The sequence below is a fragment of the Phyllobacterium sp. YR620 genome (assembly GCF_900104165.1).
GTDB classification, from domain to species: domain Bacteria; phylum Pseudomonadota; class Alphaproteobacteria; order Rhizobiales; family Rhizobiaceae; genus Phyllobacterium; species Phyllobacterium pellucidum.
In genome coordinates this window covers 20329-32707 of the sequence record NZ_FNJP01000003.1, presented here as the reverse complement: position 1 = coordinate 32707, position 12379 = coordinate 20329, and the positions used below count along the sequence as shown (strand labels likewise).

The 12379-nt window shown below is 56.7% G+C and carries 8 protein-coding genes; 4 read left to right on the top strand and 4 right to left on the bottom strand.

Features of this window, described 5'->3' with window-relative positions; all coding sequences use genetic code 11:
• Nucleotides 1-23 precede the first annotated feature (23 nt).
• Nucleotides 24-860 (bottom strand): universal stress protein, encoded by an 837-nt coding sequence (locus BLR72_RS11875; protein WP_091948781.1) that lies wholly within the window; start codon nt 858-860, stop codon nt 24-26.
• A 195-nt stretch (nt 861-1055) separates the two neighbouring features.
• On the opposite strand from BLR72_RS11875, the gene BLR72_RS11870 reads away from it, so the two are divergent.
• Nucleotides 1056-1613, top strand: a complete 558-nt coding sequence (locus BLR72_RS11870; RefSeq protein WP_175492345.1) for a flavodoxin domain-containing protein — start codon at nt 1056-1058, stop codon at nt 1611-1613.
• 256 nt (nt 1614-1869) lie between these two features.
• Here the strand turns inward: BLR72_RS11870 and BLR72_RS11860 are convergent, their stop codons facing one another.
• Nucleotides 1870-4386, bottom strand: a complete 2517-nt coding sequence (locus BLR72_RS11860; protein WP_091948773.1) for a cation-translocating P-type ATPase — start codon at nt 4384-4386, stop codon at nt 1870-1872.
• A 71-nt stretch (nt 4387-4457) separates the two neighbouring features.
• Nucleotides 4458-5378, bottom strand: coding sequence for a universal stress protein (locus BLR72_RS11855; RefSeq protein ID WP_244506687.1), 921 nt, complete (start codon nt 5376-5378; stop codon nt 4458-4460).
• Nucleotides 5379-5419: 41 nt separating this feature from the next.
• Here BLR72_RS11855 and BLR72_RS11850 point away from each other — a divergent pair, with 41 nt between their 5' ends.
• Entirely contained in the window at nt 5420-5806 is a 387-nt protein-coding gene (locus tag BLR72_RS11850) for a hypothetical protein (protein WP_091948767.1), read from the top strand.
• A gap of 47 nt (nt 5807-5853) precedes the next feature.
• Nucleotides 5854-6672, top strand: coding sequence for a universal stress protein (locus BLR72_RS11845; RefSeq protein WP_091948764.1), 819 nt, complete (start codon nt 5854-5856; stop codon nt 6670-6672).
• A gap of 15 nt (nt 6673-6687) precedes the next feature.
• Here the strand turns inward: BLR72_RS11845 and BLR72_RS11840 are convergent, their stop codons facing one another.
• Nucleotides 6688-9375 (bottom strand): bifunctional acetate--CoA ligase family protein/GNAT family N-acetyltransferase, encoded by a 2688-nt coding sequence (locus BLR72_RS11840; protein WP_091948761.1) that lies wholly within the window; start codon nt 9373-9375, stop codon nt 6688-6690.
• A 191-nt stretch (nt 9376-9566) separates the two neighbouring features.
• On the opposite strand from BLR72_RS11840, the gene mgtA reads away from it, so the two are divergent.
• On the top strand, nt 9567-12176 hold the full coding sequence (mgtA, locus tag BLR72_RS11835) for a magnesium-translocating P-type ATPase (protein ID WP_091948759.1): 2610 nt from the start codon (nt 9567-9569) through the stop codon (nt 12174-12176).
• Nucleotides 12177-12379 lie beyond the last annotated feature (203 nt).

Here is a 12379-nt window from a genome sequence, read left to right as displayed (position 1 = left end):
TGCGCGCTGTTGAGGTTCCTTCCTCAGCGTGACATCAGGATGGGCAGATTTGGATCGTCAATCATGGATCGGGTCACACCGCCAAAGATCCACTCGCGTGTGCGCGAATGACCGTAACCGCCCATAACGATGAGCTCGGCAGAGATGTCCGTTGCATGTTGCTTGAGAACATCTGCGATTGACTTGCCGCCGCTCGGAAGACGGTCCACATCAACCTTGATTGAGTGATGTGCGAGATAGGCGGCGATGTCAGCACCCGGTTCGGGACCATTGGCGATCGAACTGGTGTCGGGATCGACCATAGTCACGTGGACCTCTTCAGCCGAAGCCATGACGTCGAGGGCCTCCCTGGCTGCCCGCGTGCATTCCACGCCGGAGTCCCATGCCAGAAGCACACATTTGGGACGCAGAGTGGGCTTGCTGCCGTGCGGAATAATGAGAATCGGTCTGCCCGATTCAAACAGAGCGCCGTCAACGACAGTTGTTTTCAGCAAGTCATTGCGGAGCAGGCCGGAGCCAATAATCGTTACATCCGCGTATCGCGCGTGTCTGCCGACCACGTGGCTGACCCTGGCAGCTTCCGGATACTCGTCGATCACAGTTGCTGAAATATTGGCGTTCTTCACCAGTGTTTCCACTGCGTCGACCCTTTTGCGGAGGGACCCAAGATCCTCGTGACGCTCCTTCACCCAGACATCTGCGGTACCGATCGGATAGTCACCAAGTGGTGGAAGCGATGCTATTGCAATTACCAGAACGGACAGCTGCGCATCAATCTCCGAGCACAGGTCGATTGCGGTTTTCAGATCATCGTCGTTCTGCCTGACATCAACAACACTCAACAGGGTTTTGAAGTTCATGTTACTTCTCCAGGGATATGGTCGAAAAGTTGCTGACGGACAAGTAACCCCAAAACCATGGTCCCGCATTGCGCTGGATCAAATGCGCTAAGGACGTTCAGCATTGATGCGCATCAATGCGGGAGGCTCGCATATCACTGAGGCTTGCCATACCCGGAAAATAAATTTCGGATGATTAATGCAGGAGGCCACGCCATGAATTTCTTGGTGCTTTATTCCACGATTGAGGGCCAGACGAGAAAGATCGCCGAAGCGGTTGCCAGCCATCTGGAGACGCTAGGCCACATGGTCATGCTGACCGACGCAAACCAGGTCGGATTTGCCGATCCGGGCACAAGCGACGGCGCGATCCTGTGCGCGCCTGTTCATATAGGTCGTTATCCGTCGCCATTTGTCCATTATGTCCACGACTGGAATACGGTTCTCAACGCCATGCCGTCAGCCTTCATTTCCGTATCGCTCTCCATTGCAAGTGCCGATGAGGAGGAAAAGACGGAGGCGAGGAATTATCCAGTCAGGCTTTCAGATGAGACAGGGTGGAAGCCCCGGTTTGTCCTACACTGTGCCGGAGCACTCAAGTATACGGAGTATGACTTTTTCAAGCGCTGGATGCTCAAGCGCATCGCATCGGCCGAGGCGGCACCGATTGACACAAAACACGATTACGAGCTGACTAATTGGACCGAGGTCAAGCGCTTTGTCGATGACTTCTCGCAAGCTCTCATCAAAGAACGCGATTTGGCGGGCGAGTAACAGCGGTGTTTGGCTGGCTCGTTCCGCGTGCTGTTGATCATCGCCGGGGTCATCACCGGATGGTTCGTGGCACGCGATGCTGTAAACTTCGGAGTCCTGCAGATGTTTGTGATGCTGGCCCTGATCACCGTCTTGATGGGAGCATTGGCGCTTTGGCCAACAGTGGTGTCGTGGTTTAGAGGCAACCGGTAAATTTTCAGAACAAAAAGCCTTTTTCACTCCATCGGCCGCAATGCTGCAGCATCCAGTCTTGCGCCTAGCCCATGATTCGTCGGACCGCGGGCAGAAGCTTCAACAAGTCGAACAGCAGCACCCCACTCACTCCGGCACCTGCAGCGAGCGCAGCTTGTCCAATCTCGAGCCTGGTGAATCCGAATAGTTCGGCCAGGTTGGGTTGGACAATGCAAATCGAAACAACCGACACTGCGATCGTCGCGGCGATCCAGAATGTCATTCGACCGCGTATAACCATGTGCATAAGCACGGCCTCGCGGCTGCTGTTTACCAGGGCGAGCGACAAGTTCCCCGCCGTTATGGCAATGAAGGCCGCAGTTCGCGCCGCTTCGACCGATGCGTCCTGCAACAACACTCCCTGGTAGAGCGCAAGGCAAACAATGAGCAGCACACTCCCCTGGACAAGGCCGAAGATAATCTGAGGAATGCCTGCAAGCACATCTTCGACCGACCGCGGCGGCCGTATCATAATATCTCGCTCAGCTGGTGTGCGTTCGAATACAATCGAGCACATCGGGTCGATGATCATCTCGATCACCACCACGTGCGCCGGAAAGAAAAGCGGTGGCATACCGGCAATCAGCGGTACTAGTGCCAACCCAGCGATCGGGACATGGATCGCGGAAATGTAAATCATCACTTTGCGCAAATTGTCGAAGATGCGCCGGCCCATCTTGACTGCGCTGACTATGCTCCCGAAATCTTCGTCGAGGAGGACTATTCCCGCCGCTTCGCGGGCGACATCGGTGCCACGCCTTCCCATGGCAATGCCGATATGCGCTGCCTTGAGGGCCGGCGCATCATTGACGCCGTCGCCTGTCATGGCGACGATCTCCCCCTGGCGTTTGAGCGCTTCAACAATCCGCAGCTTTTGTTCGGGCATGATGCGGGCAAAGACATTTGCGCGAGAAACCAGCCGCTGCATTTCAGGATCGTCGGCACGTTCGAGTTCATCGCCAGTGACCGCGCCGTCGTTGGTGTCAATCCCTGCAGCAGAAGCGATCGACAATGCCGTCGCTGGATAATCACCCGTGATCATTTTGACAGAGATTCCCGCGCGGAACGCTTCCCTCACTGCGGCAGGCACAGTTGTCCGCAAAGGATCCTCGAAGCCGACCAGCCCGGTAAATGTGAAGTCGAAATCGTGCTGTGATTCAGGCAATTCACTCCGCATGGTCGTCCCGATGCCAACGCCAAGGACACGCAAGCCTTTTTCGGCCATGGCCTGAACATGTTTCATGATGCTCGCTGCCTTTTCATCAGTGAGATGGCAGAGATCAATGATGGCCTCCGGTGCGCCCTTGCAGGCAACCGCAAAATGCCCGGCGTCATCCTTCCATGCGATGGACATTGCCAGCAGTTCAGGCTTGAGGCCATACTCGCGAACCATCGGCCAATTGATCGTTTGATACTCTCCGGCCCGCGACGCCAGTCCTATCACCGCCTGATCCATCGGATCGATAGACGCATGCCGTGTCGCGAGCCAAGCTGCATCCAAGATCGGACGGAAGGCTTGCGGTATCTCACGCAAGTCAGTTTCGACTTCGAGTTGGTCGGTCAATGTGTCGAGCAATCGGACGCGCATGCGGTTTTCGGTGAGTGTCCCGGTCTTGTCCACGCAAAGAACGGTGGCGGCTCCGAGTGTTTCGATGACGGCGGGCCGGCGGGCCAAAACCTTAATCCGGGCAAGCCGCCATGCACCGATGGCCAGGAAAATGGTCAAGACGACCGGAAATTCTTCCGGCAACATCCCCATGGCAAGAGCGATGCCGGAGAGGACGCCCTGCAGCCAGTCTTCTCGGTAGACACCGTAGAAGATGACCAAAGCGGAGCATACGATCGCAGCCAGACCGCCGAAAAGCCGGACGATCCGGTTCACTGATGTCTGGAGTCGGGTTCGTTCGACGACGATCGACGCTAACGAGACGCCGATGCGTCCCGCACGGGTTCGTGGTCCGGTGTCAGACACAGTCGCCACCCCATGACCCTTGACGACAAGGGTTCCGGAATAGACGAATGGTTGATCGTCGCCTCCAGGCACGGCAGCCAACTGACCGTCGTCGCCTGCGCGCTTGCGGACGGGAACACTCTCTCCCGTCAGTAGCGATTCATCGACAACCAACCCGGCGTTGCTGACCAAAGTTCCGTCCGCCGGAACACGTTCACCTTCATCGAGAACCATGAGGTCTCCCGGAACGACCTCACGCGCCGAAATGGTACACTCCTTGCCGTCACGAACGACACGCGCAGAGGGCGCACCCAGCTTCCGCAGGGCGGCAAGCGCATTCTCGCTTCGCTGATACTGATAGAATACAAGCCCGATAGTCAGGATAGCAAAGCCAGCGAGCAGGAGACCTTCGGCAAAATCGCCAATCAAAAGATAAAGTGTTGCCGCCACAACGAGGAGCAACAACATCGGTTCGCTCAGAATTTCTCTCGCGATCGTGAAAACCGACCTACTGGCGTATTCCAGCATAGTGTTGGGGCCATATTTTTCTAGTTGACGCTTGGCCTCGACACTGGTCAGCCCAGCATGCATTGGGCTCGAAGATATCGCTGAGCGGGGTTGCGGCATGTTCATCTCGTCACCTGGTAATTGGTAAGAAACGGTCAGCGCATCATAAAAATGGGGATTGGCGATGTTTCGATCATGGTCCTGGTTACGCCCCCAAAAAGCCGCTCACGCAGGCGCGAGTGTCCGTATGCGCCCATGACGATCATGCCGGCAGAGATTTCGCTGGCATGCTGTCTCAAAAGGTCCGCCACCGTCCTGCCGCATGTGCGCAACCGGTCAACTTTTACCTTGATGCCATGTCTGGCCAAATAGGCGGTAATGTTGGCCCGTGGGCTATCGAACACATCATCTGAATCGTCATCGACGATCGCGACATGGACATCGACGGCCGCCGCCATGACATCGATGGCTTCACGCGCTGCCCGCACCGCCTCGATCCGCCCGTCCCAGGCAAGCATGACCTTGTGCGGATGCAGGGTGGCCCGTGCGCCCGTCGGCACCACCAAAGTCGGCCGTCCGGAATGGAACAGAGCGCCGCTTAGTGCAGGTGTTTTCAGTGCAGGCTGATGCAGTAAATCCGGGCCGATAATGGTCAGGTCCGAAAAGCGTGCCCTTTGTCCGATGATTTCGTCCGCCCAATCCTTTTCACAATAGTAACTGTCGACGTCGGCCTTGAGGCCTGCAGTTTGGACAAGCGATATGATTTGCTTTTCCCGCTTCTTCATCGCGGCAATATCTGCCTCGCGCTCCAGCAACCACGCTGCGGACACCACGACCCCATAACCGCCCATCGGCGTAGGGACAAGCGATACAATCTGGACGCTCAAATGTGCGTCCAGTTCCCGGCAAAGGTGGATGGCATTTAAAATGTCGCGGTCACACTGATCTATCCCGATCACGCTAAAGACGCTCCTGCACGACATGGCAGCTATCCTTGTTTGAGGAACCATATGTCCAAGTCTTAAGCCTAGGCCGGCGTATTGCAGGCCTCCTTGCGCTGGATCAAAGCGCGCCAAAAATTTCTTCGATAGATTTCACACCAACAAGGAGATTTACGATGGTCAAAGTGACAGAACTGACTTCCAAATTCCGCCATGTGCGGCTGGTGCTCGCACGTGAGAAAGGTCACCCCGAGGGGGATAACCACGAGGGTTATGACTTACTGGTGCCTCTCGACGAGAATGGAAAGCTTGACCCCGCGGAATGGAAAGAAAACCAGAGCCTGTGCCGTGTCCGCCGCTTTCGCCCCAAGGGCGAGGACTTGATTGGCAGGCTGCGAAGGAAGCCCGGCGGTCAATGGTATTTCGATTACCCGCAAGGCATGTCCGACGACGAGCTTGCCTTTCATCTGAGTGACGAACGTTTTGTCCAAGGCGAATATATCGCCATCAGCAACGGCGAAGCCATGCGTCCCTACCGGATCACCCTGGTGGAAAAGCCATAGGTCATCCGGCGCGACAAGAGGAGCCATAAGTTTGAAAGGTGACAGCGATGTCCTACAGAACAATACTAGTCAATTTCAATATAGACGGCCCGGTTGCGGCGCTCATGGACTACGCGATTAATCTTGCTGCTCGATTCAACTCGCACCTGATCGGCTTTGCTGCTGCGACCCCGACCACTCCGATAGCATGGCCCGAAGGTATGGTAACCGACGGCGACATGGCTCACGAGCGCGAAGAAATCGAACTGCGTATGAAAAATTTGCGCCGGGAGTTTGAGAGCCATGCAGGAACCAACGTCTCACGCGAATGGCGTGATGGTGTCGCCAATCCAACCCGGCTCATTGTTGAAATGTCGAGGGTGGCTGACCTGATCATCACTGGGTGCGAAGACGACCTGACCCTCGGCCACCCCGAGCGCTTCATCAATTTGGGAAAATTGGTACTGCAGGCTGGGCGGCCCGTCCTAGTGACCGCAAAGGGAGCAAAGCACATTCTTACCAATACCGCCCTGATTGCATGGAAGGACACGCGCGAGGCGCGGCGCGCTGTCGTTGATGCCCTTCCGTTGCTGTGCCAGGCGAACGAAGTGGTGGTCGTGACCGTCGACAGTGCCGCTGACATGCTGACACGCGAAAGCATTGACGACGTTAGCGCATTCCTTCGCCGGCATGGCGTGACGGCACAAAGCGAGATTATCAAGGACGCGCATGAGAGCGAAAGCCTTCTTCGTTTCGCCAAGCAATTGGGCGCTGAGCTGGTCGTCTCAGGCGCCTACGGCCACAGCAGAATACGGGAATTGGTCTTTGGCGGCGTCACCCGTTCCGTTCTCGCAGAAGACGGTTTCAGTCGTTTCTTGTCGAGCTGAACGTCGGCCGTGTCATCAGGCGGGCTGCAAATTGAGCGTTGCCAGGATGAGACTTTGATCTGACGGATGGTGTGCGAGGGAAAATCCGAATTCTCGGCACAATGTTAGCATCTTTTTATTCTCGTTGAGGATGAGCCCTTCAATCCGTTTCACCCCGTCCGCTCTGGCGAAATCGATCAATTGACCGAGCAATTCCCAACCAAGGCCCTGCCCTTGCAAGTCCGTTCTGACAAAGACTGCATATTCCGCGATTTCGTGATCCGGATCGGTGGAAAGCCGCGCTATCCCGGCCAGTTCCCCGCTATGTTTGTTCAAAGCCACGAAAGCCATGTCGCGGTCATAGTCAAGCTGCGAGAGCCGGCGCAGGGCGTCATCGGAAAACGTCTGGCGGATAGACAGAAAGCGCAGGCGGAGATCATGCGGCGACACCTTCGACAGGAAAGGCGGATACAAACTCACATCGTCCGGTCGGATTGGCCTCAAGTGGTACGTTGTTCCCTCAAGCGTCACGTCTCTCGCCCAATTCGACGGATAAGGCCGGATGGCGAGGCCGGGATTGGGACCGGATCGCTTCAACCCATCGGGATCAATTTCCATACGGGCATCAAGTGCAACGACACCGTCAGCGTCGGCAAGAAGCGGATTGATGTCCATCGAAATAAGGCATGGAAAGTCGACGATCATTTGCGACACGTCACAGAGAGCGTTGATTATGCTCGCCCTGTCGGCGGCGGGGCGGTCGCGAAATCCAGCCAACAGACGGCCGATACGTGTTCTGTCGATCAGATCGCCTGCCAAAACGTCATCGAGCGGTGGTAGGCTGACGGCTGTATCATCAACAAGTTCCACCCCCGTGCCGCCGGCTCCGAATAAGATGACCGGGCCGAAAGCAGGATCGTGGCTCATACCCAGGATCAATTCCTGCGCGTGTTTGCGCATGACCATCGCCTGTACTGCAAAACCGTCCCCGTCTGCATCGGGCCTTAGGGCCTTGACGCGCGCGCCGATTGCGACCGCCGCCTCACGCGCCGCTCTCGGCGTTGTAATGTCCAGCACAACGCCGCCGACATCTGATTTGTGGGTGAGCGACTTGGAAAGCAACTTCACCACAACTTTGCCGCCTGCTGACAGCAATTCGCCGGCGGCGTGCTCCGCCTCATCAACTGTCCGCGCCACAAGGGTCCGGGGAACTGGAATTCCGTACGCTGCAATTGCCGCCTTAGCTTCCGGTTCAGTCAGCATGCGGCGGCCTTCGGCCGCTGCTCGTTGAAAGAGACGGTAAACGGCCTCCCGATCAAAACGCTTATCGTCGGGCCGACTGTCGGGAACACGCATAAGCGCGTGTTGTGCGTGTGACCAGTCGGAAAGATAGGATATCGCATTGGCGGCTGCCGCCGGCGTTTCGTAGCTTGCGATCCCGGCGTCGACGAGCACACGGCGACCTTCCCGGGCCACGCGCTCACCGAGCCAGCAGGCAAAAACGGGTTTGCCGGCAATCATTCCGGAACTTGCTAACGAAGCAACAGCGGTGGCGGCTGAAATCGGCGACGCCAGTCCCGTCGGACAATTGAGCACCAGGATACCATCGGTCCCGGGATCGGCGGCAACAACTTCCACCGCAGCCCTGAACCGTTCCGGCGGCGCGTCCCCGACGATGTCCACCGGATTGGCATGTGACCAATTGTGCGGCAGACAATGATCAAGACGCTCCAGGGTGGTCGCAGAAAGCTCTGCCAGCTCGCCCTTGTTGTCCATGAGCTGATCGACCGCAAGAACGCCGGCACCGCCGCCATTGGTGACGATACCCACCCGCACCCGGTCCAGCACCGCAAACTTTGAAAGGGTTTCCGTCGCATCGAACAATTCCGCCAGACCGCCAACGCTCAATACTCCGGCCCGGCGCAACGCCGCGTCGACCACCCGGTCGGCACCCGATAAGGCACCTGTGTGCGTTGCGGCAGCCTTTGCGGCCTCGCTATGACGTCCCGGCTTGATTGCAATGATGGGTTTGAGGCGGGCAGCAGCCCGGGCGGCGGACATGAATTTGCGTGGATGCGGAATCGATTCCAGGTACATAACGATCGCCTTTGTGCCGGCATCTCCCGCCAGCAAGTCGAGGCAATCTGCGACGTCAACATCCGCCATGTCTCCAAGCGAAACGATTTGAGAAAAGCCGATCTGATTGTCGGCAGCCCAATCGATAAGCGACGTTGCAATCGCACCCGACTGCGATAGCAGCGCAATCTTGCCGGGCTGCGCATTCATGTGAGCGAAACTGGCATTTAGTTTAACTGGCGGCAGCAGCAGACCAACTGTGTTGGGTCCGATTATGCGTAAAAGGTAGGGCTTCGCAGCATCGAGCATTTCCAGCCTCAGTCCGTTCGCCTCGTTGAGGCCGGCAGTAATGACGACGGCCGCGCGGGTCCCTTTATCCCCCAGATCGCGGATAAGGCCGGGAACCGACTGTGGCGGCGTGACGATCACTGCCAAATCCGGGACGCCCGGAATGTCTTCCACTTTAGTATAACAGGTCCGGCCATCGACGATTTGGTGCTTTGGATTGACTCGCCAGATCTCACCTTCGAATCCTCCGCTCACAATGTTGCGCATGACGATGCGACCAACCGATCCCGCTCTGTCCGACGCACCGATCAGCGCGACGGATTTTGGGCGAAAGGCGTGTTCCAGGTTTCGAATGGACATGTTCATGTTCCTTACGGCTTGCGTAGGATCATGCACACTAAAGCATTATCATCTTTGATCGGCATCAAAGAACGTTGGTCCTTGGGCAAACTTGATACGGATCAATGCCGCCGTCCGCGGGAAGACTATCGGTAAGAGCTCCGACGATGGGAACGGAATTCCCTCTTTGAACGTGAAAGCTGTGCACCCGAATGCTATTCCGATCGGCACGAGAATCTACAATCATCAAGGATACGCCCCTCGGCGATGCATATTGGTCTCGCCCTGCAGGCCAGTTGATGAGTGAACTCGCAACGACATTAGAGGGACTTTCCTCAATAGAAGCAAGGAAAAGGCGAGCCGCGGTCGGGCCCAATTCTTTCACCGAAGCCTCTGGAACGACCGCAATTGCCACACTGGCGCGTCAGTTTCGCAGCCCTCTCGTGCTTATCCTTGTCTTTGCCGCCGGCGCGTCGGCCGTCGTTGGTGAAGGGCATGAGGCAATCATTATCACCGCCATCGTCCTGGCGAGTTGCCTGCTGAGCTTTACGCAGGAATATGGTGCCTCGAAAGCAGTGGAGGCCCTAAGAAAGGTAATCGCTCGCAAGGCCGCAGTCATGCGCGACGGGGCAGAAATCAGTGTCTCAGCGAGCGACATCGTACCGGGAGATGTCGTCCATCTTTCGGCCGGAAGCCTTATTCCGGCAGACAGCATCATTCTAGAAGCGCGCGACTTTAACGTCAGCGAGTCGGCGCTCACCGGCGAAACTTTTCCGGTAGTGAAATCGCCGGGCATATCAGACGTGGGAGCAGGCCTTGCGGCCCGCAGCAACAGCGTCTTTACGGGAACGTCGGTTCGCAGCGGGACTGCGACCGTTCTCGTCGTCAAGACGGGAAGTCGAACCGAGTTCGCGAGCATCGCCGCTGTCATTGAGCGGCGAATTCCGGAAACCGAATTCGCAAGAGGCATCCGTTGCTTCGGTTATCTCATGACTGAGATCATGCTGGCGATCGTCATCCTGGTCCTTTTTGCGAACCTCCTTTTGCATCGCCCGCTGATCGATTCCCTGCTCTTCTCGCTGGCGCTGGCTGTCGGCCTGACACCCGAACTTCTGCCGGCAATCATAAGCGTCACATTGGCGCGAGGCGCACGTGCGATGGCCAAGGCCGGCGTGGTGGTCCGGAGGCTCGATGCAATCGAGAACCTCGGAAGCATGGATCTGCTTTGCACTGACAAGACGGGTACTCTCACGGAAGGCGTCATACATCTTGACGGGTGTCTCGATGTGGAGGGAAAAACATCGCAGCAGGTCGCAGTCTGGGCCCGGCTGAATGCAACGCTCCAGACAGGACTAAAAAACCCTCTCGATGAGTCTATCGTCAACGCCGAAGACGCAACGGACTGTCTCACGCATTATGCCAAGGTCGACGAGATCCCTTACGACTTCATACGAAAGCGGTTGTCCGTTATGGTCCGGGAGTTGGACACCAGCGAGAATTTGATCATCTGCAAAGGTGCCGTCCAAAATGTCTTGGAGGTTTGCACATCTGTTCTGGCTAGAAAGGGTTGCCGACCGATCGACACCAGCATTCGTGCAGACATTGAGGCGAGATTCAAGACGTGGAGCGGTCAAGGCTATCGCGTACTTGGCCTCGCAATCCGCCGGCTCGGTTCGGATCGGGCGTTCACGCGTCAAGACGAGAAAGATCTTTGTTTTGCGGGCTTTCTGCTTTTCCTCGATCCGCCGAAGCAGGGCATGGCCGCAACGCTTGCTTCGCTGACCCGAAGAGGCATTTCCATTAAGGTCATCACCGGAGACAACCGCTACGTGGCTGCGCATCTCGCCAAGTCGATCGGTCTTGCCAGGAAGAACGTCATCACAGGTCAGCAACTGGCGCGGATGACCAAGAATGCCCTTTTTGCAGTCGCCTCACAAACAGACCTCTTCGTCGAAATCGACCCCAATCAGAAAGAGCGGATTGTCGAGGCCCTGCAAAGCCGGGGCCACGTCGTCGGATATCTCGGCGATGGGATCAACGATGCACCTGCCCTGCACGCTGCCGACGTCGGCATTTCCGTCAACAGTGCAGTCGATGTTGCACGCGAGGCGGCCGACATCATTCTGCTTGAACGCGATCTTGGTGTACTGGGACGTGGCGTCGATGATGGCAGGAAGACCTTCGCCAACACGATGAAATACATTTCGATTACAACCAGCGCCAATTTCGGCAACATGGTGAGCATGGCGCTAGCCTCCCTGTTTTTACCTTTTTTGCCCTTGCTTGCGAAACAGATACTTCTGAACAATTTCCTATCGGACGTGCCTTCGCTGGCGATCTCGACCGACAATGTCGATGAGGATCAGACTAGGATGCCAAGACATTGGGACATCGCCTTTGTCCGGCGCTTCATGCTGACCTTTGGCCTCGTCAGCAGCTTTTTTGATTTCTTGACATTCGGCTTTCTAATTTTTGTTGCCCACGCGACAGCGCAGACGTTCCAGACTGCCTGGTTCATCGAGTCCCTTATCACCGAGCTCGCGATCGTTCTCGTCGTTCGCACCAGAAAGGCCTTTTGGCAAAGTCGGCCCAGCGCTCTCCTCGTCTGGCTGACGGCGGGCACTTTCTTGATAGCTGTCGCGACACCTATATTGCCGTACGCGGCTTGGTTCAACTTTGTGCCGTTGCCGCTGCCGATAATGGCGGGCCTTCTTGCCATCACCACGCTGTATCTGATTGCTTCCGAAGCCACCAAGCATTGGTTCTTCTCTGGCACACACGTTTCTTCCACGCGAGACGCGGCAAGAGCACACATCAGTTGAGCACAGGCCGGAGCAGGCTATCGCACCATTTCCTTCGCATAATCCCCCAGGGGCCGACAACAATTAGTCCGGGCATATTTGACATGGATCAAAGAAGAGATGTGGCGGCACGCTAGGTTGCTCGCAACGGATTCTACATTGGACGCACGCGGATTGGACTGATCACAGCCAAGCCAATCAATGCGCCGGCTTTCATTATCGCG

Excerpts from the sequence above, each read along its gene's own strand:
- BLR72_RS11875 (WP_091948781.1), bottom strand. The coding sequence starts at position 860 with ATGAACTTCAAAACCCTGTTGAGTGTTGTTGATGTCAGGCAGAACGAC.
- BLR72_RS11870 (WP_175492345.1), top strand. The coding sequence starts at position 1,056 with ATGAATTTCTTGGTGCTTTATTCCACGATTGAGGGCCAGACGAGAAAG.
- BLR72_RS11860 (WP_091948773.1), bottom strand. The coding sequence starts at position 4,386 with ATGCATGCTGGGCTGACCAGTGTCGAGGCCAAGCGTCAACTAGAAAAA.
- BLR72_RS11850 (WP_091948767.1), top strand. The coding sequence starts at position 5,420 with ATGGTCAAAGTGACAGAACTGACTTCCAAATTCCGCCATGTGCGGCTG.
- BLR72_RS11845 (WP_091948764.1), top strand. The coding sequence starts at position 5,854 with ATGTCCTACAGAACAATACTAGTCAATTTCAATATAGACGGCCCGGTT.
- BLR72_RS11840 (WP_091948761.1), bottom strand. The coding sequence starts at position 9,375 with ATGTCCATTCGAAACCTGGAACACGCCTTTCGCCCAAAATCCGTCGCG.
- mgtA (WP_091948759.1), top strand. The coding sequence starts at position 9,567 with ATGCTATTCCGATCGGCACGAGAATCTACAATCATCAAGGATACGCCC.